The organism is Tistrella mobilis, from assembly GCF_039634785.1.
In the GTDB taxonomy this organism is placed as follows: Bacteria; Pseudomonadota; Alphaproteobacteria; order Tistrellales; family Tistrellaceae; genus Tistrella; species Tistrella mobilis.
In genome coordinates, this window is the sequence record NZ_JBBIAB010000004.1 from 229,987 (window position 1) to 256,405 (window position 26,419).

A 26,419-nucleotide genomic window follows, 5' to 3' on the forward strand; every position below is an offset into this window, starting at 1 on the left:
TCAGGACTTGTTGCAGGATGCGGCAACACAACCCGGATCCAGTGCCTGCATCGCCGCATGCTGGCTGAGGAAGACCTGGCCGGTCAGCTCGTCCAGGAAGTGGCTGCGCGCCAGCCGGTCCATCACCGGGCCCTTCACTTCCGACAGATGAAAGCTGATGCCGGCCTCGGCGAGGCGGCGGTTGATCGCCTCCAGGCTTTCCAGGGCGGAGAGGTCGATGAGATTCACCGCCGGGCACATCAGCACCACATGGCGGAGGCTGGGCCGGCAGGCGACCAGCGACGCAATCCGGTCTTCCAGCGCCCGCGCATTGGCGAAATAGAGGCTTTCGTCGATCCGCACCGTCAGCACGGTGTCAGAGACGGCGACGCGATGGCGATCGACATTGCGGAAATGTTCACTGCCAGGCACCTGTCCCACCACCGCCATATGCGGCCGGGCACTGTGGCGCAGGAACAGGGCGAGCGAGGCGACCACACCCGCCAGGATGCCGGCCTCCACCCCCGCCAGCAGCACCCCCAGAATGGTCACCGCCATGGCGATGCCGTCGGCCCTGGAATAGGCCCAGGCCCTGAGCGGCGCCTTGAGGTCGACCAGCGACAGCACGGCGACGATGATGGTCGCCGCCAGCACCGCCTGCGGCAGGTCGCGGAAGGCCGGGGTCAGGAACAGGGCGGCGAGCGCGATGCCGGCCGCGGTGAACACGCCCGCCATCGGGGTTTCCGCCCCCGCGTCGAAATTCACCACCGACCGGGCGAAACCGCCGGTGACCGGATAGCCGCCGGTGACCGAGGCGGCAATGTTGGCCGCCCCCAGCCCGACCAGCTCGGCATCGGCGGAAATCCGCTGGCGGCGCTTGGCGGCCAGGGTCTGGGCGACCGAAATGCTCTCCACGAAACCGATCAGCGAGATCAGCGCCGCGGGGCCCAGCAGGGCCAGCACGGCATCGGCATCCAGCGGCGGCAGGGTCAGCGGCGGCAGGCCCGCGGGCAGCGCGCCCACGACTTTCACCCCCGCGGCGGCCAGATCCAGCTGCCCCACCGCCAGGATAGAGGCGAGCACCGCCACGGCCGGGGCGGCCTTGGCGACGGCATCGGCCGCACGCGGCCCGAAGCCGGCCGTGACCAGCAGCGGCTTCAGCCGCTTGCGGCACCAGAACAGGAAGATGAGCGACAGCCCCCCCACCACCAGGGTCGGCAGGTTGATGCCGCGGGTAAGCAGCCCGTCGTAAAGCGCCGTCAGAATGGCCGGCAGCGTGTCGCCGCGGGCGGAAACGCCCAGCAGATGGCCGGTCTGGCCCAGCGCGATCAGCAGGCCCGAGGCGGTGATGAAACCACCGACCACGGGGTGGCTGAGGAAATTGGCGACGAAGCCCAGGCGCAACGCCGCCATGGCGAGCAGCATCAGCCCCGACAGCCCTGCCAGCAGCAGGGCCGCTGCGGCAGGCGCGATGCCGGTCGCCGCTGCCGCTTCGGCGGTGGCGGCCGCGGTCATCAGCGAGATGACCGCCACCGGCCCCACCGCCAGCGTCCGGCTGCTGCCGAAGGCGGCATAGGCGATCAGGGGCAGGATCGAGGCATAGAGCCCCGCTGCCGGCGGCAGGCCCGCCAGCATGGCATAGGCCAGGCTTTGCGGTACCAGCATGATGGTCACGATGACTGCGGCAAGACCGTCGGCGCCGGCCGTCCGGCCGTCATAGCGCCGCAGCCAGTCGAGCGCGGCCGGACGGAAACGGGCCATGGCGAGGTCGACCTTCAGGCAGGGGGCGGGTTTATGCGGTCAGCGCCGCGCCAGCGGGCAGGTGCGGATGCCGAACAGCGTATAGGCCGGGCACCAGCGGACCAGGCCGGTGGCGAGCGGCAGCAGGCCGATCAGCCCGTACCACTTCCAGCCCTCGTCACCCCAGAGCAGCATCGACAGCAGGGCCAGGCCCACGACGATGCGCAGCACGCGGTCGAGACCGCCGACATTCGCCTTCATGTTTTCATCTTCCGTCATCTGCGGGCCCGGTCGGGACCCTTTGGTTTCCGGCCGAATCCTGATGCCTTAGAAGAGGTTCACCGGGATCTTGAGATAGGCGACGCCATTGGCTTCGGCCGGCGGCATCTCGCCGGCCCGCATGTTCACCTGCACCGAGGGCAGAATCAGCCGGGGCATGGACAGGGTGGCGTCGCGGCCCTGGCGCATGGCCACGAAATCATCTTCGGAGATGCCTTCGTGGACATGGATGTTGCGCGCCCTCTCTTCCGCCACGGTCGTGACCCAGCGATAGTCGCTGCGCCCCTCGGGCAGATAGTCGTGGCACATGAACAGCCGGGTCTCGCCCGGCAGCGCGAACAGGCGCCGGATCGAGCGATAGAGCACCCGGGCGTCGCCGCCGGGGAAATCGCAGCGTGCGGTGCCGTAATCGGGCATGAACAGCGTGTCGCCCACGAAGCCGGCATCGCCGATGACATAGGTCATGCAGGCCGGCGTATGGCCGGGCGTGTGCAGGGCCACCGCCTCGATCGAGCCGATGGCGAACCGCTCCCCATCCGCGAACAGATGATCGAACTGGCTGCCGTCGCGCGCAAAGCCGGGCTCGGCATTGAAGGCGTCGCCGAAGGTCTTCTGCACGGTGCGGATATTGGCGCCGATCCCGACCCGTCCGCCCAGCGCGTCCCGGATATGGGGCGCCGAGGACAGGTGATCGGCATGGACATGGGTCTCCAGGATCCAGTCGATGTTCAGGCCCCAGGCGCGGACATGGGCGATCACGGCATCGGCCGACTGCGTCGAGGTCCGGCCCGAGGCCGGGTCGTAGTCGAGCACCGGATCGACGATCGCCGCCCGCTTCGTCGCCGGATCGGCGACCACATGGGTGACCGTGAAGGTGGCCGGGTCGAAGAAGCTCTCGACCTCGGGTGCCACGGCGGCGGGGATGGCGAAATCGGGCTGGAACGCGGTCGCGGACATCGGATCACCTCTTCAGGGCAGCGGGGGACGCGGAGGCCGGAGACGCCGAAGCCGGCGCGGCGGAGATGAAGCGGGCGGCAATCATGCCGGCGAGCATGGCCGCCACGAAGATCACCACCTCGATCCGGCCGCCGGCGAGGGAGGCGATCGCCGGGCCCGGGCAATAGCCGGCGAGCCCCCAGCCGATGCCGAAGATCGCCGCACCACCGACCAGACGTCGGTCGATCGCGGTTGCGGTCGGCCAGGAAAAACCGGTGCCGAGCAGCGGATGGCGGCGGCCGCGCAGGATGCGGAAGCCGATGAAGGTCACGATCACCGCGCCGCCCATCACGAAGGCGAGTGCCGGATTCCAGGCACCGGCGACATCCAGGAAGCCCAGCACCACCGCCGGATCGGTCATCCCGGCAAGCGCCAGACCGGCACCGAAGATCAGACCGGTGATCAACCCTGAGGCGAGCTTGAGCATGAACGTCTCCTTGATCCGCAGGGTATGCGGATAGCGTGTTGTCTCAATATTTTGGCCTGATCAGATCAGGTGTCGCATGACCAGAACGGTCAACGCACCGGTGGCCATGAAGGTGCCTGTCGCGACCAGCGAACGCGCCGACAGCCGCGACAGGCCGCAGACCCCATGGCCGCTGGTGCAGCCCGAGCCGATCACCGTGCCGAAGCCGACCAGCAGCCCCGCCACCACCAGGAGCGGCAGCGACACCACCGGGGCGCCGATCGCCGGGGCGCCGGTCACCGCCTGGACGATCAGCGGGCCGCCGATCAGCCCCAGCGCGAAGGTGATGCGCCAGCCGCGATCGCCACCCGCCGCAGGCTTCGGCGGCAGCAGGCCGGCCAGGATGCCGCTCACCCCCATGATCCGCCCCTGGGCCGCCATCAGCCAGACCGCGGCCGCCCCGATCAGCACGCCGCCGATCAGGGCAATGCTCCAGCTCTGGATCATCTCGGGCGTCATGCCACGCTCTCCGTGATGGGTGCCGCACCTTCGGTAGTTTCCGAAGGCGTGCAATAGGTTGCGTAGAGAAAGCCGAGCAGTTTCGCAACATCCGGCCGGGCCAGGCGATAGAGGATGCTCTGGGCCTCCCGCCGGGGGGCGACGATGCCCTCCCGGCGCAGCAGGGCCAGCTGCTGCGACACCGCGGTCTCGCGCATATCGGTCAGCCGGGCGAGGTCGCCGACCGATCGTTCGCCTTCCACCAGGTTGCACAGGATCAGCAGACGCTTCGGATGCGACAGCGTCTTCATCAACTCGGCGACCCGCTCGGCGGTCTCTGTCATGGCTTCGATCTTCATATCTTCGAATATATGAAGATACGCAGATTCCACAAGCCCGAATCGGAAAGATCCTCCCGTCCCTGCCCGCGACGGGTTGCCGCATGCCGGGCGTTGACGGGGCGCCCCGATTGCGGCAATGCTTCAGGTCATGATCACGATGCGCACATATCCGGCCATCCATGGCCGCCAGTGGCGGGGCCCCGTTCGACCGGGGTCGCCGATCACGCGCGTCTGACCGACCGCACGGCCGCCCCGGAAGACGGGGGTCCGGCCGAGACTGCCGCCCATGCCCGCACGCGGGCGGGCCGCAACCCCTGCCCGCTCTCCCGCCCATCCGGCCGGACCATCCGGTTGTTCCACGGCAAAGGAGAGCCCGCCGCATGACCGCCGAGACCATCCCTGCCCCGTCCAGCTGGCGCACCGCCGGCGGCGTGATCGTGCGCCGCCATGTCGAGGCCCTGCCCCATGACGGTGCCACCCAGCCGCTGATCGATGCGCTCGACACCCGGCCCGGCGTGCTGCTTGCGTCCTCTTACGACTATCCGGGCCGCTATGTCCGTTTCGATCTGGGCTTCACCGATCCGCCGCTGGTCTTTACCGCGCGCATGACCGGGCTTGCCGGTGCCGAGGTCGACATCCGGGCGCTGAATGCCCGCGGCCGGGTGCTGCTGCCGGCGATCACCCGGGCGCTGGGCGATCACCCCCATGTCTCCGGGCTGATGATCGACGAAGACCAGGTCACCGCCCGCATTCTCGACGGCCCGGCCGAATTTCCGGAAGAGGACCGCAGCCGCCAGCCCTCGGCCTTCTCGGCGATCCGCGCGATCATCGATCTGTTCGCGAGCCCCGAGGATCCGCATCTGGGCCTTTATGGCGCCTTCGGCTACGACATCGCACTGGCCTTCGAGCGTATCCCCCTGGCCCGCAAGCGGATGTCGGATCATCGCGACATCGTGCTCTACCTGCCCGACCGGGTGATCTCGGTCGATCACGCCGCCCGCCGGGCCTGGTCGATCGCCTACGACTTCACCGTCGACGGCGCCTCCACCGACGATCTGCCGCGCGAGGTGCATGCCGACATCGCGGCGCCGCCCGCCGCCAATGCCGCGGCCGACGACATGGGCCCGGGCGAATACGCCGCGATGGTCGAAGCCGCCCTGCCTGAATTCGCCGCCGGCAATCTGTTCGAAGTGGTGCCCGGCCGCGTCTTCCGCCGCCCGGCGACGACACCGCCGTCGGAACTGTTCCGGCGCCTCTGCCGCCGCAACCCCGCCCCCTATGGCTTTCTGATCAATCTGGGCCGGTCGGAGCATCTGATCGGCGCCAGCCCCGAAATGTATGTCCGGGTGACCGGACGGCGGATCGAGACCTGCCCGATTTCCGGCACCATCGCGCGCGGCCGCGATGCGATCGAGGATGCCGAGCGCATCCGCACCCTGCTCGCCTCGGCCAAGGAAGAGGCCGAGCTGACCATGTGCACCGATGTCGACCGCAACGACAAGTCGCGGGTCTCGGTCCCGGGCAGCGTGCGCATCGTCGGCCGGCGCCAGATCGAGATGTATTCCCGCCTGATCCACACGGTCGATCATGTCGAGGGCATGCTGGCCGACGGCTATGACGCGCTCGACGCCTTCCTCAGCCATTGCTGGGCGGTGACGGTGACCGGTGCGCCCAAGCGGGCGGCGATGAGCTGGATCGAGCGGATGGAGAAGAGCCCGCGCGCCTGGTATGGCGGCGCCATCGGCCGGATCGGCTTCGACGGCGACATGAACACCGGCCTTACGCTCCGCACCATCCGGGTGAAGGCGGGCGTGGCCGAGGTCCGCGCCGGAGCCACCCTGCTCTTCGACAGCGAACCGGCCGCGGAGGAGGCCGAAACCGTGCTCAAGGCCTCGGCGATGATCGACGTGCTGGAGCGTCCGGATCAGGAGCGCCGCGAGGCCATACCGCCCCGTCCGGGCAAGGGTCGCCGGATCCTGCTGGTCGACCACGAGGACAGTTTCGTCCACACGCTTTCGGCCTATCTGAAGGCGACCGGCGCGGAAACCGTCACCTGGCGCGCGCCGCTCGCGGCCGACCTGCCCGCCCGCCTGGCCCCCGATCTGGCCGTGCTCTCCCCCGGGCCCCGATCGCCGGCGGATTTCGGCATGAACGCCACGCTCGACCTGCTGACCGCCGCCCGCATCCCGATTTTCGGCGTCTGCCTGGGTCTGCAGGGGATCGTGGAGTATTTCGGCGGCCGGCTGGGCCGCCTGCCGGTGCCGATGCACGGCAAGCCGTCGCGCATCCGCATCCTTGTCCCCGATCTGCTGTTCGAGGGCCTGCCGGAGCAGATCACCATCGGCCGCTACCATTCCCTGTTCGCCGCCGAACTGCCCGACTGCCTGGAGGCGACCGCCGTCGACGAGGCCGGCATCGTGATGGCTCTGCGCCACCGCGAGCAGCCGATCCGCGCCGTGCAGTTCCACCCCGAAAGCCTGCTCAGCCTTCAGGACGAGGCGGGCCCGCGCATGATCGCCAATCTGTGCCGGGGGCTGGGGTAAACCGGCGAGCGTCAGGGGCCGCGCAACGAAGCACCGAAAGCAACGGGGACCAGAAAAGACTTGGACACACTTCGCGCATCTCTCATATCGTGCGAGAGAGCCGGCAGGGCGCATGCAATCCGCATGCATCCTGCCGGCTGCGCGACCAGATCGGATGCCCCGCCCGGATGAAGCTTTTTTCCTGCCAGAACTGCAGCCAGACCCTGTTCTTCGAGAACACAACCTGCCTGCGCTGCGGGCACCGGCTGGGCTATCTGCCGGATGCCACGACGTTGAGCGCGCTGGAACCCGAAACCGGCGGGCGCTGGCGGCCGCTGGCGATGCCCGATCAGATGTTCCGCTTCTGCGCCAATGCCACCCACGACGCCTGCAACTGGCTGATCCCGACCAGCAGCCCGCATGCCTGGTGCAAGGCCTGCCGGCTGAACCGCACCGTGCCGGACCTTGCCGTGCCGGCCAATCTCGCCGCCTGGCAGAGGCTGGAGGTCGCCAAGCACCGGCTGATCTATGCCCTGCTCCGCCTGGGCCTGCCGGTCGCGGCCAAATGGGAGGATCCGGTCGGGGGGCTTGCCTTCAACTTCCTGGCCGATGTCGACCCCGAGGCGCCGCGGATCATGACCGGCCATGCCGAGGGGCTGGTCACCATCAACGTCGCCGAGGCCGATGATGCCGAGCGCGAGCGGATCCGCCGCGACATGGGCGAACCCTACCGCACCCTGCTCGGCCATTTCCGCCACGAGATCGGCCATTATTACTGGAACCGGTTGATCCGCGACGCCGATCCGTCATTGGGCCGGCTGGACCGGTTCCGGGCGATGTTCGGCGACGAGAGCTGCGACTATGCCGAAGCGCTGGCCCGCAACTATGCCGAAGGCCCGCCGGCCGACTGGCAGGAACGTTTCGTGTCGACCTATGCCGCCTCTCACCCCTGGGAGGATTTCGCCGAGACCTGGGCGCATTACCTTCACATCGTCGACACGCTGGAAACGGCGCATGCCTTCGGCATCCGCCTGAAGCCGCAGAACATCCTGGATCCCGCCGCCCCCAGCGACGTCGCCTATGATTTCGATGCCTACCGCCAGCGCGATTTCGCACCGCTGATCGAGGCCTGGCTGCCGCTGACCTATGCCGTCAACAGCCTGAACCGCAGCATGGGCCAGCAGGATCTCTATCCCTTCGTGCTGGCCCCCGCCGTGATCGACAAGCTGCGTTTCGTCCACGATCTGATCCGCGAGGCGGGCTGACGCCGCCCGGACCAGGGCTCCCTCGCCCAGCCCCCACTCGACCAGCCCCCTCAGGCCTCGGTATCGCCTGCCGCAGTCTCGATCGCGGCTTCGGCAATGGCGCGGGCCAGGGGCGTATCGGCCTGGGCCTGCCAGGAGACGGTAAAATCCATCCCCGGCAGCATGGCGGCGGCATCGGCTTCCACCAGATGCAGGGCGCCGGACGCCAGTTCCTCGCGCACGATCCGGGGCGGGATGGCGCTGATCCCGATCCCGTCCAGGGTCATCCGCACGATGGTGGCGAGCGAGCTGGAGCCGTAGATCCGCGGCCGGCGGCCGGGCAGGCCGTGCATCATGTCCTGAATGGCGATATAGGGCCGGCTGAGCCGCGGATAGGTGATGATCGGCCAGTTGGCGAGGGTGTCGAGCGTGACCGCGCCGTCGCGCGGCAGCCCGAGCCTGGGGCTCGCCACCCAGGCCAGGGGATAGTGGCAGAGCGGCCGGTTCTGCACCGTCGGCTGGCTGACCGGTCCCAGCAGGAAAGCGATGTCCAGCCCGCGATTGACCAGCCCGTCACGCAGGTTGAGCGAGGTATCGACCTCCAGCTCCAGCGTGACACCCGGGTAATGCTTGTGGATCCGCTCGATCAGTCGCGGCAGCCAGGTGTGGACGATGGTCTCGGCCGCCCCCATGCGGATGGTGCCGCCCAGCCCCGAAATATCGGCCACAGCCGAGAGCATCGAGGCCCTGAGCCCCAGCAGCCGTTCGGCATAGTCCAGCAGCACCCGCCCTTTCGAGGTGAGCGTCACATTGCGGGCGCTGCGATCGAAGAGCTGGACGCCCAGCTCCTGCTCCAGCTTGGCGATACGCGCTGAAACCGAGGGTTGTGCCGCATTCAGCTTGTCCGCCGCCGCCCGGAAACTGCCGAGGCGGGCGATCCAGACGAAGCTCTCCAGGCTGCGGAAATCGACCATGGCGGCAGTCTAGGCTTTCGGCCGCGTCGCGCAAGCCGCCATAGAGGCCGATCGTCCCCCGCCCCACACGCCCTTATGGTTGACAGAACAGGTGACCATGATACCGTTTATGCATATTATTCAGGTCTTCACCAGATGTGAGTCCGGGCATGCACAGAGAAATCAAGAGGCTCCTGGTCGTCGCGACGACCGCACTCGCGATCAGTGGCTGTGCCGGCATCTATATTCCCAATGTGCCCAAAGTCGAGGTCGGCTCGGTGCCGTCGACGATGCCGCGTTACGAGATTGCCGACCTGGTGTCTTCTGCGAACAAGACGATCACCACGTGGAATGCCAACTACGTCGAGTCCGCACGCTACTCCGATCTGTATTCAATCGGCCTGATCGGGCTTGCCGGCGCAGGCGTTTCGGCTCTGGCTTTCGGGGCGCCGACGGATCTGTCGATCGGCATCGCGATCGGTGCCGGTCTGCTGGGCATTACCCGCGACTATGTGGCCCCGCCCGGACTCGACCTGCTCTATATCTCGGGCGTGGCAGCGCTGCAGTGCTTCGTGAGCGAGGCGATCCGCTTTCCGCCTTACGCCAGCGAGGCCCAGGCCAAGGCCCTGGTCCAGGCGGCGACGGACCAGAACCGCCCCGGCTACCAGGCAGCAGAGGCGATCAACACCACCCGCTTCAAAGAATGGGCAGACTTCGTCGAGGCCGCACATTCTCTCAAACAGGCAACGATCAACGCACGTGCGGCCTATGACGGATCGTCGGATGCGGCAGCGGTCCGGGTTCTGGCCGCGACACTGGCCGAAGCCGACAAGCTGAACGCCATCACTCGCGACGAATATGCGGCCTGGGGCGAGCGTCAGAGCCGGCTGACCGGAGCCTTGCAGCGGATCTATGTCGAGATCCCGAAACGGGTGCGAAGTGGCCGGGGCATCGACTATCAGACGATCTATTCGGCACTTGCGGCCCGGGCCCTGCCGGGCCAGGCGGGGGGTGCGGCCGCCTCGGCGTCCTCCCCCGAAGCGGCAATCGCGCAGGCGCGTGCAACCACCGACGCGATGGCCCTGGCCAGCAGAAGCCAGAAGGATACACAGGGTATTAACTATACCGAGGTGCTTCAAAAGCTGTCCGGAGCCGTCGACGACTATCAGGCCGCCTATCGGGCCTACGCGCCGACGCTGAACCGGGCCGATGACTGCATCAAGCTGATCGGGGGCTAGATCCGTCGTCACCGGCCCGCGCCACCCGATCGCGGCCGGCCGCCTTGGCGGCGTAAAGGGCGGCATCGGCGGCTGCGATCAGGGCATCACGGTCGCGATGGCTGCCGTGATCGACGGCCGGCAGGCTGGCGACCCCCAGGCTGATGGTCACATGGCCCCAGGGCACACCGTCATGGGGGATCGTCTGGTCGGCCACCGCGCAGCGCATCCGCTCGGCGACATCGGCGGCACCATCGGTGCCGGTTCCGGGCAGGATGGCGACGAATTCCTCGCCACCATAGCGGCACAGCTCGTCCTCGCCCCGGCCCAGCGCCGCCGATGCGGCCTGCGCCACCAGGCGCAGACAGTCATCGCCGGCCGGATGGCCATAGCGGTCGTTATAGGATTTGAACCGGTCGATATCGGCCATCACGATCGACAGCGCCTGCCCGCCACGTCGGGCACGGCGAACCTCGCGCGCCAGGGCGGCATCCAGATAGCGGCGGGACGGAATGCCGGTCAGGTGATCTTCCCAGACCCGCGCCTTCAGCCGCCGGTTTGTTTCGGACAGGCGCCGTTCAACCCGCTTCAACCGGCTGATATCGGTGAAGGCGACCACAACGGCCGCCACCTCGCCCGTGTCGTTGCGGACCGCACGGACCGATACCTGATACTGCCGATCGCCGAATGTCACCTGGTGATCCGGAATCTCCAGGCCCGCTTCAGCCAACCAGAGGTCACGTGCCATGTTACGGATTGCGTCGGGATGGATGTACGCCACCTGCTGGCCCAGCATCGCCTCTGGCGGGCCCTTCTGCAGGACTGCGGTCGCGGGATTGGCGGCGAGAATGCGGCCGTCGCGACCGATCAGCATCACCGCGACCGGCAGCGCCGCAAACAGCGCCGGCAGCGAGATCGCGGTCTCACCGGTCAGGATATTGGCCATCCATTCCCCTCCCCAGCCGGCCCCTCCGCAACCAGCTGGTCGGGCCGTCATGAGGTTAGAATATGGGCCGCCCCGGATAAGAAACCATGAAGAGTTCAGAGGAAACGCCCCGCCGCGCGGGCGGCGGGGCAAAGCCCGACTCAGGCCGCAGTCTCTTCCGCATCGCGGATCCGGCGGCGGACCTCGTCGGCATAGGCGACGAAGACGTCGAGGCTTTCCGGGTTGCGCATGGCCCCCGGATTGGCCGCCTTCTCGATCGGCGCCCCCATCAGGATGCGGCGCACCGGCACCTCGATCTTCTTGCCGGTCAGCGTGTAGGGCACGTCGGGGATCTCGACGATCACATCGGGCACATGGCGGGGGGAGCAGGCCTCGCGGATCTCGCGGCGGATCCGGTTCTGCAGCGCCTCGTCCAGGCTCGCCCCCTCTTCCAGCGACACGAAGAGCGGCATGAAGAACCGGCCATGAGGCAGGTCCAGGTTCACGATCAGGCTGTCGCGCACGCCGGGCAGATTGTCGACCACGCGATAGACCTCCGCCGTGCCGATGCGGATGCCGTGACGGTTGAGCGTGCTGTCCGACCGGCCATAGATCACCGCAGTGCCGCGCTTGGTGATCTTCAGGAAGTCGCCATGGCGCCACCAGCCGGGATACATCTCGAAATAGCTTTCGCGATAGCGGCTACCGTCCTCGTCGTTCCAGAACATGACCGGCATCGAGGGCATCGGCCGGCGGATCACCAGCTCGCCCACCTCGCCGATCAATTCACGGCCCTCGTCGTCCAGCGCCGCGACATCGACGCCGAGCGCCCGCGCCTGCATCTCGCCGGCATTGACCGGCAGAATGACCGATCCGCCGACGAAGGCGGCGCAGGTGTCGGTGCCGCCGCTGATCGCGTTCAGCCACAGATCCCGCTTCACCTTTTCGTAGACGAAGGCATAGCCCTCGGGCGGCAGCGGCGAGCCGGTGGAGCCGATCGAGCGCAGGGCCGACAGGTCGAACATGGCGCCGGGCTCGACCCCGGCGGCGGCCTGGGCCGTCAGCCAGGCGGCCGAGGTGCCGAAGACGTTGAGCTTCGTCTTCTCGATCAGCCGCCAGAGCGGATAGGGGTCGGGCCAGGCCGGGTTGCCGTCATAGATCACCAGCGTCGCGCCGACCAGCAGCCCCGACAGCTGGCTGTTCCACATCGTCCAGCCGGTGGTGGTGAACCACATGAAGCGGTCGCCCGGATTGAGATCGCCAGCAAGGCCGTGGCTCTTCACATGCTCCAGCACGATGCCGCCATGGCTGTGGACGATGCCCTTGGGCAGGCCGGTGGTGCCGCTGGAATACTGAATCCAGAGCGGGTGTTCGAACGGCACCTCTTCGAATTCCTGGGTCGCGGCAAGGGCCATCGCCTCGGGCCCCTCGACCAGATCGTCCCAGAGCACGGCGCTCTCGACAGGCAAGCTGCGATCGGCCGGGTTCAGATAGGGCAGGAAGACCAGATGCTCGGCATCGGGCAGATGTTCGAAGATCTGCTTCACCACCGCCCGCCGGTCGAACTGCCGGCCGCTATAGGCATAGCCGTCCACCGCGAACACCACTTTCGGCCGGATCTGGCCGAAACGGTCGAGCACCGATCGGGTGCCGAAGTCGGGCGAGCAGCTGGACCAGATGGCGCCGACGCCGGTCGCCGCCAGGCAGGCGATCGCCGCCTCGGGCGTGTTGGGCAGATAGGCCGCGACCCGGTCGCCGGGCTTCACGCCCATGGCGCGCAGCCGGCCCATCAGCGCCCGCACCTTCACCTCGAACGCGTCCCAGGTCAGCGCCTGGAGCGGGCGGACTTCCGACTGGTGGAAGATCGCGACCTCGCCCGGCCGGGCCTGATCGAAGGCGACCCGGGCATAGTTGATCGTCGCCCCCGGAAACCACACCGCCCCCGGCATCTCTTCCGAGGCGATCGCGGTTTCGGCCGGGCTGGAGAAGCGGATGCCGAAGCGGTCGATCAGCGCCTGCCAGAAGGCCGCGGGCTCGGTCACCGACCAGCGGCGCAGCGCCTCGTAATCGCCGGTTTCGACGCCGCGCTCGGCCGCGAGCCAGCGCATGAAATCTGTGATGCGCGCGGCCTCGACGGTCTCGGCCGAGGGGCGCCAGAGTTCGGCGCCCTCTTCGATACGCATGGGCATGTGCTTCCTCCTGGGGCGCGGCCCTCGGCTATGCCGGTCTTCACCGGCCGTTTCCCTGCCCGGGGCCGTTCGTGTCGTCCAAGTGTTAGCCTCTGAGAGGCAAGATACGCAAGACTGTTGTATTATTTCGCATGCCGATCAATTGCGCTCGCCGCTGCGGCGCGCCGAGACAAAAGGTCGCTGCGTCGCTATACTGTCATTCTCCACGGGGCCTGCGCCACACTTCCGCAGGCCGCCGGCCATCATCGGTGACGCCACGGCATGACCTCACCCGACAACGGGCGTGCGGCCGCCCTTTCCGAGACCACCGCCGCAGCGGCTTCGGGAACCACCACCGGCTCCGGAACGATTGGCTCCGGAATGGCCGACGGACCGCTCGCCGGCGGCGGGCCGCATGGCGTCACCCGCGAAATGTTGCAGGCCGACGAGATCCGCCGCCGCTTCGCCCGGCTTTATCCGCACATCCATATTCTGGACGATGCCGAGCTGGCGCAATCGCTGGAAGAGATGCTCGACACCGCCCCGCCCGGCGCATTCGCGGGCGGCGCGCCGCGGCTGTTCGGCTATGGCTCGCTGATGTGGAACCCCTGCGTGGCGATCACCGAGCGGCGGCGCGCGCGGGTGGTGGGGTTGCACCGCAGCTTCTGCCTGTGGATGCCCTTCGGCCGCGGCACGCCCGATCAGCCCGGGCTGATGCTGGCGCTCGACCGCGGCGGGTCGTGCACCGCTATGACCCTGATGCCCGACCCGGCCGACTGGCGCGCCGAACTTGCCCTGATCTGGCGGCGCGAGATGCTGACCGCCTCTTACCTGCCGCGCTGGGTATCGGCCCAGACACCAGAGGGGCCCGTGCCGGCCCTGACTTTCGTGATCAACCCCGCCCATGAACGCTATGCCGGCCGGCTGACCGAAGACCAGACCGCCCGGATCATCGCCCATGCCACCGGCGAGCTGGGCTCGTCGGCCGACTATCTGCGGGCCTGCGTGGGGGCGCTCGACGCCGCCGGCATCCACGACCGGCGCATGGTCGCCCTGCTATCACGGGTGGAATACCACCAACAGGCGTACACGGATATGCCCGAAGACATCAGTGGTCGCTGAGTCCCATATTCGTCACGCGGAATGCTGTGGACAGGACCGTCACCACGGGTTAACCAGGACACATCATGCGCCCTGCACTGTGGAACGGGCGCGCCACCGCGGGCGGCGACCGGGCCGCGCAGGAGAGATGACGTTCGACCTGACCACCGACCGGCGGAAAATCGAGACGCTGCGCCGCTATCGGGTTCTCGGATCGGAGTCTGCGCCGGCGTTGAGCCAGCTGGTAACGGCCGCGGCCTCGGCGCTTGACGCAACCGCCGGTCTGTTGGTCGGGCTGGATGAACGCGGCCCGCGTGTCCTTGCGGGCACACAGGCCGATGGGCGCGGCAGCCCCGGTTCCCAGGACCTGTTCGCCCGGGTGACACGTCAGCTGGGCGGCGAAGGTGATGAGGATCTGCTGCTGGCCGCGATCCGGGCGAAAGACGGCACCACGATCGCCGTTCTGGCGCTGGACGGCTGCCCGCGCATGGATGCCCACGCCACCGCCGTTCTGCAGCGGCAGCTCGACGCCCTGGGCGCGGTGATGGATCTGGGCGTGACGGTGGCGACCGCCCTCGATCAGGCCGACCGCCTGGCCGCACACGAGGCCGAACTGACCCATCAGAGCAGCCTTCTGGAACAGCAGGCGGAAGAACTGGTCCGGCTGGCCGAGGAAAACTACGCCCAGCGGCTGTCGGCCGAAGGCGCCTTTCAGCAGAAATCGCTGTTTCTGGCCACGCTGACCCACGAGCTGCGCACGCCGCTGACCGCGATCATCGGTTTTGCCGAGCTGATGGAACAGCAGGTTCTGGGACCGATCGGCAACGAGACCTATCTGGGCTATCTGAACTCGATCCACGGCAGCGGCAAGCACCTGCTCTCGATCATCAACGACCTGCTCGACATGGCCAAGATCGAGGCCGGCAAATACGACGTCACACCAACCGCCATGGCCGCCAATCCGGTGCTGTCGCAGACCATTCGCGTGGTCGGCGGGCTTGCGATCGAAAAGCGGGTGCGGATCGCCTGGACGCCGCTGCGCCCCTCGCCCGAGATCGTCGCCGACGATCGGGCACTCAAGCAGGTGATGCTGAACCTGCTGTCGAACGCCATCAAATACAGCCCGCCCGGCGGGTCGATCACCGTCGACAACCGGGTGCAGAACGATCGCTTCATCGTGGCGATCAGCGATGAAGGCCCCGGCATCGCTCCGGAAGATCTGGCGCGGCTGATGCGCCCCTACGAGCAGGCCCGCAACGGCGGCGCCGAAACCCAGGTCAAGGGCACCGGGCTCGGCCTGACGATCAGCCGCATGCTGGTGGAATTGCAGGGCGGCACGCTGACGCTTGAAAGCACCGAGGGCCGGGGCACCACCTCGTGCTTCGACCTGCCGCTGGCCGCACCCGACGCCCGACGGGCGGACTGACCTCTCGCGCACACCCGCATATCCGACCCGTGACTGGCACGGTACTTGCTGTTTCCGGGGGCGCACGCATTCCCGACCGTCGGGGTGCGGCCCCCCGGTCGAAAGCCGTTGCCGATGTCCGCTGTTGCCCCCGCATCGCTGACCGAACTTCTGTCGGGCCTGGTCGGCCGTTCCGCCGGATCTGCCGGCGGCACGGCTGCCCCCCAGGCCGTGACGGTGTCGGACGACAGTGCAGCCGCCTTCCAGGCGCTGCTTGCCGCACATGTGACGGCGGCCGCCGATGTGGCGGGCGAGGTGCGTGCCCCGGCCCAGCCCACAGCCCCCTCGGCATCCGGTCCCGCCATTCCTGCCCCGGCCGGCCGCACGGTCGGTGTGACGGTGGATCAGGGCACCGATACGCCCGCATCCCCGCCCGCCGCCCCTGCCACCCCGATGGCGGCAGAGGCGCCACAGACCCCGGGGGCCGCGAACACACCGCCCGTGACGCACGCAGCGGCAGGCGCCGAGGCCACGTCGGAGCCTCCGCACCACGCCACCGATCCGGCAGTTTCCCCCCGGCAGGATTTGCCGGGACCGGCAATTGCTGCCGTCGATCGCCCGGCGCCCGATACCGGGAGCGATACCGATATCGACGACGACACCGCCGCATCGTCGCCGCTTGGCCAGGACCTGGCCGCCCGCGCGGTGACCGCGGCCGCAGTGGTGATCGATACCGCCCGCATCCGCATGGACGGCGCACCGGCCGTGCCCGAGGGCGGCGTCAACCTCCGACCCGGGCGAGCTGCCGGCATAGAGGCCCCCGCCGGCCAGGCGCCGCGCGCCCCCCGCGCCATCGCCGATGACGACGATGAGATCGATCCGGCGACGCTGGCGGCGGTCGCGAGCGCCGCGGCCCCTGCACCGGCAATCCTTGCGCCCGCGACGACGGCCGCGGCACCCCTGACGTTTACCCCCGACGAGGTCGTGGTCGCCGGCGTGGCGCAGCCGCCCGCGGCAGCGCCCGCCCTGCCCGATGCAGCCGGGGCCGGACGAACCGTCACCGTGCCGGGGGCGATCAGCTTCGAAGAGGCGGTTTCGGCGGCGCTCGACAACCCGCCGGCAGGCGACGACGCCGTTCTGGCGGTGACGGTCCGGGCCGGCAATGACGGCGTGGTCACCACCCGCACCCGCCAGTCGGTCGTCGCCGACCAGGCCGTGGACATGATGGGCGGCGAGCTGGTGGCGCGGATGGATCTGCCCGTCGGTCTGGCGCGCCCGGCCGGCCGCACCGTCGCCTTCACCGCCCATACCGATACGACCACGGTCGCGACCGGCCGCAACGCCACCCCTGATGCCGCGCCGGTTTCGCCAGAGCCGGTTTCGCCAGAGCCGGCGGCAGCCGGGACCCCTGCACCGGCCGGCCGCCCGGTTGCCCCCATGACCGGTTTGGAAACGGCACCGGTGATCGATGGCCCGGCCGTCGACCGCCCGGTCACGGTTCGTGCGACGGCCGGCGGGACGACGACGCCCGAGATGGCAACGCCCGAGATGGCGGCGGCCGACACGACGCCGATCGTCGCGCCGCGTGACGTGGCGGATGCCCGCACCGCAACGACGGCCCCCTCTGCCGAGACGAAGCCGGCCCCGCAGGCGGCATCGATGGCGGAAACCACCCCGGCCGGGCGCGACGTGCCCGAGACCGCGACCATCACCGACGACACCGTTCAGGCGGCGCCTGCTCGGGTGACGACGGCACAGGCCGCAAGCGTGCCGGCGGCCGCTGGCCGGAGCGCCGCGGCGACCGCCCAGGCCCCGACCATGCAGGCACCGACCATGCAGGCCCCGACCACGCAGGCCGCGGCCGTGCAGGCACCGACCGTTCAGGCCCCGACCGTTCAGGCACCGGCTGCTGAGGTCCAGGCCGAGCGGACCCAGACCAACCGGGTCCAGGCCGCCGAAACCCCGGCGGCCCCGGCCCCGCAGACGGCAAGGACTGCCGCGCCGGCCCCGGCCCCGACGGCAGAAACTGCCGCCCCGGCAGGAAATGCCCGCGCAGCCGGTCAGAACCTCCCGCCCCGGCAGGATCCGCCGGCCGGCCGCACGGAAATGGCGGCAGCCCCGGCGGCATCCGCCGCAACCGATGCCGCCCCCGCCGCGGCGGCCCGGACGGATCGGGCCTCAGAGCCGATGACCGCCCGACCGGACGCAGCCGCCGGCCCCCGGCAGACCGATGCCGAGCCGACCGCGGCCCCGCGTTCCGCCGCCGAACCGGCCCGCGAGGCCGCAAATCCCAGGGTTCAGGCCCCGATTCAGGCGCTTCCCGCCGGTGCGGCAGCCCTTTCGGCCATGACCAGCTTCGACGAGGTGAGCCGCCCCACGGCAGCCGGCGGCGATCTGGCCGCGGCGATGGGTCTGCCCGAAACCGGTCAGTTCCGCACCGGCTGGGCCGGCCAGACCCAGGCCCTGCCGATGCAGGATGCCGCACCGGGCCGGCCGGCGATGCAGGTGGCACAGCACATGCATACGGCCTTGGCAGGCAGCATGTCTCCGGCAGGTGGTATGCCGCTGGCAGGTGGTGAGAGCCACTTCGTGATGACCCTGATGCCGGCCGATCTCGGCCGGGTCCGGGTCGAAATGAAGATCGACGCCCAGGGCCGGATCAGTGCCCGCTTCTCGGCCGAAAAGCCGGAGGCCGTCGATGCCCTCTCCGCCGATGCGGGCGATCTGGAACGCAGCCTCACCCAGGCCGGGTTCAAGATCGAGCCGGGCGCACTGCGCTACGACGTCGACCGTTCGCTCGCCAACCAGGCGGGTGGACAGCAGATGGCGGGGCAGCAGGGCTCCGGTCAGCAGGGCCAGGGCTTTGCAGGCCAGAACTTCGCAGGCCAGGGCTTTAACGGAATGGCCGGTGACGGCGACCGCCGCGGCAATGGCGCCCCGCGCCGCGACCGCGACACGAATATCGATCGCGACCCGCTGGCCGGGATCGGCAGTCTGAACGGCCTGGCGGCGGACCAGGTGGCCACCATCGACGGCCGCCGCGTCGACATGCGGATCTGAGGCGAGAGGAGCAGAGGACATCATGGCGACCAGCTCCGTCACGAACACCACGACGACCACTGCGACGACGTCGAAGGCGACGCTCGCCAACAACAAGCTCGCCGATGATTTCGATCAGTTCCTGACGCTGCTGACCACGCAGCTCAAGAACCAGGATCCGACCAATCCGCTCGACACCAACGAATTCACCAACCAGCTGGTCCTGTTCACGCAGACCGAGCAGCTCGTCCAGTCCAACAGCAATCTGGAGAGCCTGATCTCGCTGTCGGAAGGCCAGCAGGTTGCGAACGCCGCCTCGTATATCGGCAAGGTCGTCGACGCCAATGGCGACACGATCCAGATGACCGACGGCAGCGCCAGCTATCACTACCGCCTGCCCGAGAACGCCGAAAAGGTGACGGTCAACATCATCGACGAAAGCGGCAAGGTGGTCCGCTCCGAAGCGGGCGAGACCACGGCGGGCGTGCACAACTATGAATGGGATGGCAAGGACAGCGAGGGCAAGCTGCTGGACGACGGCCAGTACCGGATGAGCGTCACCGCGCTCGATGCCAAGGGCAAGACGATCGCGGTCACCACCTCCATCACCGGCACCGTCGACAGCGTCGGCATCACCAACGGCAATGTCGTGCTGAACGTGAACGGGGTGGAAATCCCGCTCTCCGAAGTGACCGGCATCCGCGATGCCTCGGCCGCGACCAGCGAGGCCGACGCCACGCTGAAGGCCCTCCAGCAGCTCTACAACTCCGGTCTCATCGACCAGTCGACACTTCTCGCGGCTCAGGAAGCGGCCGCGGCTTAAGGATCTCGGGAAGCGACGGCGCAGACCGCGCCGACCTTCAGAGCTTGGGCGGGTCGCCAGGACGGCAGCCCGTCAGAACCATCGGCCGGTGGACCAGATACCCCGGCCCGAAAGTCAGAATCAGGCGGGCGGACGTGCCCCGCCCCCATGATTGAGGAGTGCCCCTGATGAGCTTCGGTCTCTACGGCTCGCTCTATTCCGGTGTGTCGGGCCTGGGCGCCCAGAGCACGGCGATGGGCGTCATCTCGGACAACATCGCCAACGTCAACACCGTCGGCTACAAGGCGAAGACCACCAACTTCCAGACCCTGGTCACCGACAGCGGTTCCGAGTCCTTCTATGCCCCGGGCGGTGTGCGCGCCAGCGTGCAGCAGCTGATCGACCAGCAGGGCCTGGTTCAGGGCACGACCTCGGGTCTGGACGTGGCGATTTCGGGTGACGGCTTCTTCGTCGTCGAAGGCAAGGCCACGGGCACCAACGAGGTGCTCTACACCCGCGCCGGGTCTTTCGTGCCCGACGAGCAGGGCTATCTGCGCAACGCCGCCGGCTTCTACCTGCAGGGCTGGCCGCTCGATTCGGCCGGCCGCCTGCCGGGCGAGGCGGGCAATGTGACCAACACCACCTCCTCGGCGGACATTTCGAGCCTCGAGACGGTGAATGTCGGCCAGATCAGCGGCACGGCGGTGGCCACCACCGAGATGACGGTCGCGGTCAACCTGAACACCAATCAGGAGACCTATACCGGCGCCACCTCGACCAGCACCTCGACCCCCGGCGTCTCCACCTCCGACGATCTGATCGCCGCCGGCGTCGTCACCGCCGGCCAGACGATCACCCTGTCGGATGGCGTGAACACGGTGACCTTCACCGCGGGCACAGGTGCGGGTGAGTTCTCGACCCTGGCCGAACTGGCCGATCTGGTGGAGGGCACCGGCAGCTTCGTCGCCGAGCTGGGCGGCACCGCCACCGCCGGCACGATCTCGATCTCGGCCTATGATCCGCGCCGGACGCTGGACGTGTCCGGAACCGCGGCCAGCGGCTCCCTCGCCCTCGACACCGCCGGCACCCCGGTCGCCGCCACCTATGATGCCACCAACAGCGCGCTCAACATGAGCTCGGGGGCAGTGTCGTCCGATTTCAGCCGCTCGGTGCGCGTCTATGACGGCCAGGGCCGCGGCCACGATCTGATGGTCAACTTCCTGAAGGTCGGCAACAACGAATGGGCGGTTGAAATCAACGCCGTCGACAAGAACGACGTCGTCACCACCGCGCCGACCCCGCAGGCGCAGATCGCCGCCGGCGTCGTCACCTTCAATTCCGACGGCACGCTCAACACCGTCACGCCCTCGCTGACCAATGCGCTGCATATCGACTGGGCGGCCGGCGCGGGCTCGTCGGACATCACCGTCGACTGGGGCACCGCCGGCCCGCTCGGCACCGGCCAGGCCGATGGTCTGCGGCAGTATGCCGGCGACTACGAGGTCCGCGACCTCAGCCAGAACGGCGCCTCGTCGGGCGAGTTGACCGAGGTGAAGATCGACGCCGACGGCTTCGTGGTCGCCTCGTTCAGCAATGGCGAGCAGAAGCAGCTCTACAAGCTGCCGATCGCGACCTTCGCCAGCCCGCAGAACCTGCAGGAGCGCACCGGCAACGTCTTTGCCCAGACCGACAAGTCGGGCAATTTCAACCTGCGCGCCTCGGGCCAGAGCGGCGCCGGCCTGATCTCGCCCTCCTCGCTCGAGACCTCGAATGTCGACCTGGCGTCGGAATTCACCGACATGATCATCACCCAGCGCGCCTATTCTGCCAGCTCGAAGATCATCACCACCGTCGACGAGATGCTGCAGGAAATCATCAGCACCAAGCGCTGATCCTGGCGGCACCCACGCCGACGACGCCGGGCATCGCGCCCCGCCCTCCCGAAACGGGGGCGTGGGCCGCGGTGCCCGGCGTCGTGCTGCCGGCCTTCAGATTTTGTTAAACACATCGGACTAGCATCGGATCCGTGTCGGGTGTTCGGGCGAGGTCGCCCCATGCCCCGCAACCGTTGCGAGACCGCCCTTCCGATGACCACACCCAGGTTGAAGCTGGTATCCCCAGCGCCCGACATTGCCGAGGCCACCGACGGCAATGTTCTTGTCCTGCCGGAGAAGCCTCCCCGGCAGAAGCGGTCCACCACGCTGCGTTTCGACCTGCCGCCCGGCAACGGGGTCAGGTGGGTCGCCCGACGGAAGATCGAGGTCGTGGCGGCGGTGATGGCCGGTGCCGCCGCCCTCGACGAGATCTGCCGGCGCTATGCCCTCAGCCTCGAAGAGTTCGAAAGCTGGCGCCAGACCCATGGCGCCGAGGCCAGCCGGCTGATCGCCAGCCGTTCCCGCCGCGGACGCAAGGGTTGATCTGGCCACACGATCCCGGCAAATGCTTACCTTTCGTTAAGACATCGATCCTCCGCCCGCCATCTCCCCCCTGCCGGCGCGGTCCCGGTCCACGGATATCATCGCCGTGGATTTCCTTGCATTTTCTACAAAAACAAGACATTGCCATTGCGTTGAACCACAGTATGATCCAGGCGGAAATTTTTGCCGCCCACCCGGCAAAATCTGCCGGGCATTAACCTTCTGTTCACCAAAGATCGCGTAAACAGGGGTGGGCGGTGCACTGCATCGCCCGGCTTCTTCGTGCGTGCCGATCCCCGGACCCGGGGTCAGGCATCGCGGGAAGAGGATCGTCGGGCGCCCCGATCGGGGCATTGCGAGACGGAGTGGAACGGGTCTCATGGCGGATACGCTGAAGGCCTGGATGCAGGCACTGAAGGGATTGGGGCCGGCGCGGCTTGCGGCACTGGGTGCCGTGGCGGGCGGTCTGCTGATCTTCGCGGTCTTCCTGGCCACCCGGCTGGGCAGCCCGACCATGGGCCTGCTCTATGGCGACCTCGACACTGCCGATGCGGCCTCGGTCGTGGCCGAGCTGGAACAGTCGGGCGTGCCCTACACGCTCAGCCCCGACGGCCGCCGGATCATGGTGCCGCAGGATCAGATCGCCCGGCTGCGCCTCACCCTGGCCGAAGGCGGCCTGCCCAAGGGCGGGTCGATCGGCTACGAGATCTTCGATCGCTCCGAAGGCCTGGGCACCACCGATTTCGCCCAGAACGTCAACCTGGTCCGCGCGCTGGAAGGCGAGTTGCAGCGCACGATCATGACCATCGATGCGGTTTCGGCCGCCCGGGTCCATATCGTGCTGCCGCGGCGGGAACTGTTCTCGCGCAATCAGGCCGAACCCACCGCCTCGATCGTGGTCAGCCCCAAGGGCGGCCGCAGCCTGACCCAGGGCCAGGTGCGGGCCATCCAGCAGCTGGTCGCGGCCGCCGTGCCGGGGCTGCGCCCGGAACGGGTGGCGATCGCCGATGACCGCGGCACCCTGCTCGCCCGCGGCGACGGCGGCACCGAAGGCGCCCCGGGTGCCGCCCTCACCGCCGCCGAAGAGGTGCGCCAGAACGTCGAAAGCCAGCTGCGCGCCCAGGTCACCCGCCTGATCGAGGAATCGGTCGGCCCCGGCCGGGTGCAGGTGGAAGTCCATGCCGATATCGACCACAACCGGGTGACCATCTCGCAGGAAACCTTCGACCCCGATGGTCAGGTCATCCGGTCGCGCCAGAAGAACAACGAAAGCGAACTGTCGACCGAGGCCGGCGACGAGGCGGTGACCGCGTCGAACAACATCCCCGATGCGCAGCAGGGCCAGGGAGCCGGCGGCAGCCGCACCCAGTCGACCCGCGACGGCCAGACGGTCAATTACGAAATCTCGCGCACCGTGCGCAACGAGGTCCGCGAGGGCGGTGCGATCAAGCGGCTGTCGGTGGCGGTGCTGGTCGACGGCACCTATGTCACCGCCGATGACGGCACCCAGACCTATCAGCCCCGCACCGCCGACGAGATGGAGCGCCTGACCCAGCTGGTCCGCTCCGCCGTGGGCGCCGACGATCAGCGCGGCGACCGGATCGAGGTGGTGAACCTGCCCTTCGCCCGCAGCCAGGAGACGGTGACCGATGCCGGCCTGCTGGGGCTGGAGACCAGCGACTATATGCGCATCGCCGAAATGGTGGTGCTGGCGATCGTGGCCCTGCTGGTCATCCTGCTGGTGCTGCGGCCGCTGGTCGGCCGGCTGGGCCCGCAGCCCGCGGGTGCCGCAGCCGGTGCCGGCGGCATGGGCGGCGTCGGTGGCGTGACCATGATCCCCGGCCCCGACGGCACCCCCATGGCCGCCCTGCCCGGCCCCGACGGCAACCCGGTTCCGGCCCTGGCCGGCCCCACCGCCGAACGGGCGCTGGCCGCCGCCATCGAAAGCAGCGAGGCGATGATCGACATCAGCCAGGTCGAGGGCCGGGTGCGGCAGTCCTCGATCCGCAAGATCGCCGAAATCGTCGACCGCCATCCCGAAGAAGCACTGGCCGTGATCCGTTCGTGGATCCGGGAAGAGGATTGAGCCCCCATGGCACGTGGCAAGAGTGAACTCCGGGGGCTGGGCGGCCCCGAAAAAGCCGCCATCCTGCTGCTGGCGCTGGGCGATGAATATGCCGCCAAGCTCTTCCGCATGATGGAGGACGACGAGATCCGCGAGATTTCGCAGGTCATGGCCTCGCTCGGCAAGGTCTCGTCCGAAATGGTCGAGGGGCTGCTGGTCGATTTCGCCGAACAGATCTCGTCCACCTCCACCCTGGTCGGCACCTTCGAGACCACCGAGCGCCTGCTGCTGGCCTCGGGCCTGGAGAAGGAGCGGATCGAGGCGATCATGGAAGAGATCCGCGGTCCCGCGGGTCGCACCATGTGGGACAAGCTCGGCAATGTGAACGAGCAGATCCTGGCCAATTATCTGAAGAACGAATACCCGCAGACCGTGGCGGTGGTGCTCTCTAAGGTCCGGCCGGAACACAGCGCCCGGATCCTGGCCGCCCTGCCCGATGATTTCGCCATGGAAGTGGTGATGCGCATGCTGCGCATGGAGCCGGTCCAGAAAGAAGTGCTCGACGGTGTCGAGCGCACGCTCCGGGCCGAATTCATGAGCAACCTGGCCCGCACCAGCCGCCGCGACGCCCACGAGATGATGGCCGAGATCTTCAACAACCTCGACCGGCAGGCGGAATCGCGCTTCCTGGACGCGCTGGAAGGCCGCAACAAGGATTCGGCCGAGAAGATCCGCTCGCTCATGTTCACGTTCGAGGATCTGGGCAATCTGGCCCCCACCGGCGTGCAGACGGTGCTGCGCGTGGTCGACAAGGACAAGCTGGCGCTGGCGCTGAAGGGCGCATCCGAAAAGATCCGCGAGCTGTTCGTCCAGAACATGTCGGAACGCGCCGGCAAGATGCTGCGCGAAGACATGGCGGCGATGGGTCCGGTCCGGCTGCGCGACGTCGACGAGGCCCAGGCCTACATGGTGATGGTCGCCAAGGACCTGGCCGACAAGGGCGAAATCGTCATCGCCGACGGCAAGGGCGACGACGTCCTGGTCTACTGAGGATCCGCAGTCACGGCATCCGGCCCCGGAGGAACGGCAGAGACATGGCGGGCTACAAGAAGTTCACCTTCGACGTCAGCTTCGACGACGACATCGATTTCGGGCGGCCGCGCAAGAAGAAGCCCGAGCCGGTGGTCGAAGCCGCCCCCGTGCCGCCGCCGCCGCCCCCGCCGCCGACCTTTTCGGAAGCCCAGCTCGCCGAGGCCCAGGCCGCCGCCTTCGAGGAAGGCCGGCGGGCGGGTGCCGCCCAGGCGCTGGCCGCGATCGAGCAGCAGACCCTGCAGGCCATCCAGCGGCTGGAACGCCAGTCGGCCGAGGCGATCCATGGCTGGCACGACCGGCTGGATGCCACCACCGCCGATCTGGTCCGGCTGGCCCGCATGATTGCGGTCAAGCTGGGCTGCACCGAGGAACAGCGCCTGGACCGGATCGAGACCATGCTGCGCGACTGCATCGCCGGCATTGCCGAAACCGGCGAGGCGGTGCTGCATGTCAACCCCGCCGCCGAGGCGGTAATGAGCGCGCGCGTGGCGCCGGTGCTGGCCGAGGAAGGCGTTCTGGGCCAGTGCCGGGTGATCGCCGATCCGGGCATCGCGCCGGGCGATGCCCGGCTGGTCTGGCCGGGCGGCATGGCCGTGCTCTCACGCGAGGATATCCTGCAGCGGATCGACGAAACCCTGGCGGAGGCGACCGCGTCGGGGCACGGTTCCGGCATGGAGCACTTGACGCCGGGGCATGCGCCGTCCGAATGATGACCTGACGCCTTCTTCCCTTTCACCCCCTCTCCCTCTCTCACCCCTCCAACCGGCGCCGCGGCGCGGAGATCATCGATGGCCGACGACAAGGACAATCTGAGCCTCGAGGAATTCGACGGCGAACGCCGCCGGGAGCCCTCGCGCGATGAGATGGACCAGCAGGTCCCCGACGTGCCGCGCAGTGCCGCCGACCTCGAAGCCGTCTATCAGGTGCCGGTGCAGGTCTCGGCGGTGCTGGGCAAGGCCACCATGCAGGTGAACCAGCTGCTGAAGCTGGGTCGCGGCGCGGTGGTGGAGCTGGACCGCAAGGTCGGCGAGGCGGTGGACATCTACGTGAACGACCGGCTGGTGGCCCGCGGCGAAGTCGTCGTCGTGGAAGACCGGCTGGGCGTGACCATGACCGAAATCATCAAGACCGATCGCGGCTGACCTTCCGGTCCGCACACCGTTCTTTTCTGACGTCAACCTCCAGCGCCTGCCCCTCGCCCCCCACCGCCTTCCACGTCGGACCGGACCG

General features: G+C 68.5%; 22 protein-coding genes. 13 read left to right on the forward strand and 9 right to left on the reverse strand.

Annotation, left to right across the window (positions count from 1 at the left end; translation table 11 throughout):
- From WI697_RS07495 to WI697_RS07520, 6 genes are read right to left on the reverse strand one after another with little or no spacing between them, the layout of a single operon-like run.
- Window positions 1-1,740, reverse strand: coding sequence for a SulP family inorganic anion transporter (locus tag WI697_RS07495; RefSeq protein WP_345958016.1), 1,740 nt, complete (start codon window positions 1,738-1,740; stop codon window positions 1-3).
- A 39-nt stretch (window positions 1,741-1,779) separates the two neighbouring features.
- The gene (locus WI697_RS07500) at window positions 1,780-1,998 is read right to left on the reverse strand and encodes a YgaP family membrane protein (RefSeq protein ID WP_014744781.1); all 219 of its coding nucleotides are present in this window, start codon (window positions 1,996-1,998) and stop codon (window positions 1,780-1,782) included.
- A 48-nt stretch (window positions 1,999-2,046) separates the two neighbouring features.
- Complete coding sequence (locus WI697_RS07505) at window positions 2,047-2,955, reverse strand: MBL fold metallo-hydrolase (RefSeq protein ID WP_345958017.1); 909 nt, start codon at window positions 2,953-2,955, stop codon at window positions 2,047-2,049.
- Window positions 2,956-2,959: 4 nt separating this feature from the next.
- Window positions 2,960-3,421, reverse strand: a complete 462-nt coding sequence (locus WI697_RS07510; protein WP_296719407.1) for a DUF6691 family protein — start codon at window positions 3,419-3,421, stop codon at window positions 2,960-2,962.
- 60 nt (window positions 3,422-3,481) lie between these two features.
- Window positions 3,482-3,919, reverse strand: coding sequence for a YeeE/YedE family protein (locus WI697_RS07515; protein WP_345958018.1), 438 nt, complete (start codon window positions 3,917-3,919; stop codon window positions 3,482-3,484).
- Window positions 3,916-4,242, reverse strand: coding sequence for an ArsR/SmtB family transcription factor (locus WI697_RS07520; protein WP_231889447.1), 327 nt, complete (start codon window positions 4,240-4,242; stop codon window positions 3,916-3,918). Before WI697_RS07520 ends, WI697_RS07515 begins: the two co-directional genes overlap by 4 nt.
- 377 nt (window positions 4,243-4,619) lie before the next feature.
- Here WI697_RS07520 and WI697_RS07525 point away from each other — a divergent pair, with 377 nt between their 5' ends.
- The gene (locus WI697_RS07525) at window positions 4,620-6,782 is read left to right on the forward strand and encodes an anthranilate synthase component I (RefSeq protein ID WP_345958019.1); all 2,163 of its coding nucleotides are present in this window, start codon (window positions 4,620-4,622) and stop codon (window positions 6,780-6,782) included.
- A gap of 167 nt (window positions 6,783-6,949) precedes the next feature.
- A complete protein-coding gene (locus WI697_RS07530) occupies window positions 6,950-8,026 on the forward strand; it encodes a zinc-binding metallopeptidase family protein (RefSeq protein ID WP_345958020.1) in 1,077 nt (358 codons plus the stop codon).
- A gap of 50 nt (window positions 8,027-8,076) precedes the next feature.
- On the opposite strand, the gene WI697_RS07535 is transcribed toward WI697_RS07530, so the two are convergent.
- Window positions 8,077-8,979, reverse strand: coding sequence for a LysR family transcriptional regulator (locus tag WI697_RS07535; protein ID WP_345958021.1), 903 nt, complete (start codon window positions 8,977-8,979; stop codon window positions 8,077-8,079).
- A gap of 149 nt (window positions 8,980-9,128) precedes the next feature.
- On the opposite strand from WI697_RS07535, the gene WI697_RS07540 reads away from it, so the two are divergent.
- Window positions 9,129-10,196: a hypothetical protein gene (locus WI697_RS07540; RefSeq protein WP_345958022.1), complete on the forward strand. Its 1,068-nt coding sequence runs from the start codon at window positions 9,129-9,131 to the stop codon at window positions 10,194-10,196.
- On the opposite strand, the gene WI697_RS07545 is transcribed toward WI697_RS07540, so the two are convergent.
- Window positions 10,177-11,121, reverse strand: coding sequence for a sensor domain-containing diguanylate cyclase (locus WI697_RS07545; RefSeq protein WP_345958023.1), 945 nt, complete (start codon window positions 11,119-11,121; stop codon window positions 10,177-10,179). The genes WI697_RS07540 and WI697_RS07545 overlap by 20 nt on opposite strands.
- Before the next feature lie 140 nt (window positions 11,122-11,261).
- Window positions 11,262-13,289: an acetoacetate--CoA ligase gene (locus WI697_RS07550; RefSeq protein WP_345958024.1), complete on the reverse strand. Its 2,028-nt coding sequence runs from the start codon at window positions 13,287-13,289 to the stop codon at window positions 11,262-11,264.
- A gap of 261 nt (window positions 13,290-13,550) precedes the next feature.
- Between WI697_RS07550 and WI697_RS07555 the strand changes: the two genes are divergently transcribed.
- The 10 genes from WI697_RS07555 to fliN all read left to right on the forward strand — a co-directional run bounded on the left by WI697_RS07555 (window position 13,551) and on the right by fliN (window position 26,331).
- Window positions 13,551-14,390: a gamma-glutamylcyclotransferase gene (locus WI697_RS07555; RefSeq protein ID WP_345958025.1), complete on the forward strand. Its 840-nt coding sequence runs from the start codon at window positions 13,551-13,553 to the stop codon at window positions 14,388-14,390.
- 127 nt (window positions 14,391-14,517) lie between these two features.
- A complete protein-coding gene (locus WI697_RS07560) occupies window positions 14,518-15,795 on the forward strand; it encodes a sensor histidine kinase (RefSeq protein ID WP_062765403.1) in 1,278 nt (425 codons plus the stop codon).
- A 114-nt stretch (window positions 15,796-15,909) separates the two neighbouring features.
- Window positions 15,910-18,834: a flagellar hook-length control protein FliK gene (locus WI697_RS07565; RefSeq protein WP_345958026.1), complete on the forward strand. Its 2,925-nt coding sequence runs from the start codon at window positions 15,910-15,912 to the stop codon at window positions 18,832-18,834.
- 22 nt (window positions 18,835-18,856) lie between these two features.
- On the forward strand, window positions 18,857-19,636 hold the full coding sequence (locus WI697_RS07570; protein WP_345958027.1) for a flagellar hook assembly protein FlgD: 780 nt from the start codon (window positions 18,857-18,859) through the stop codon (window positions 19,634-19,636).
- A 167-nt stretch (window positions 19,637-19,803) separates the two neighbouring features.
- A complete protein-coding gene (locus WI697_RS07575) occupies window positions 19,804-21,507 on the forward strand; it encodes a flagellar hook protein FlgE (protein ID WP_062767233.1) in 1,704 nt (567 codons plus the stop codon).
- A gap of 195 nt (window positions 21,508-21,702) precedes the next feature.
- Window positions 21,703-22,032: a DUF1153 domain-containing protein gene (locus WI697_RS07580; protein ID WP_081598994.1), complete on the forward strand. Its 330-nt coding sequence runs from the start codon at window positions 21,703-21,705 to the stop codon at window positions 22,030-22,032.
- Window positions 22,033-22,411: 379 nt separating this feature from the next.
- Window positions 22,412-24,118: a flagellar basal-body MS-ring/collar protein FliF gene (gene fliF, locus WI697_RS07585; RefSeq protein WP_345958028.1), complete on the forward strand. Its 1,707-nt coding sequence runs from the start codon at window positions 22,412-22,414 to the stop codon at window positions 24,116-24,118.
- A 6-nt stretch (window positions 24,119-24,124) separates the two neighbouring features.
- The gene (gene fliG, locus WI697_RS07590; RefSeq protein ID WP_014744763.1) at window positions 24,125-25,147 is read left to right on the forward strand and encodes a flagellar motor switch protein FliG; all 1,023 of its coding nucleotides are present in this window, start codon (window positions 24,125-24,127) and stop codon (window positions 25,145-25,147) included.
- Window positions 25,148-25,191: 44 nt separating this feature from the next.
- The gene (locus WI697_RS07595; RefSeq protein WP_014744762.1) at window positions 25,192-25,899 is read left to right on the forward strand and encodes a FliH/SctL family protein; all 708 of its coding nucleotides are present in this window, start codon (window positions 25,192-25,194) and stop codon (window positions 25,897-25,899) included.
- Between the two features lie 78 nt (window positions 25,900-25,977).
- Window positions 25,978-26,331, forward strand: a complete 354-nt coding sequence (gene fliN, locus WI697_RS07600; protein WP_014744761.1) for a flagellar motor switch protein FliN — start codon at window positions 25,978-25,980, stop codon at window positions 26,329-26,331.
- The last annotated feature ends 88 nt before the right edge of the window (window positions 26,332-26,419 follow it).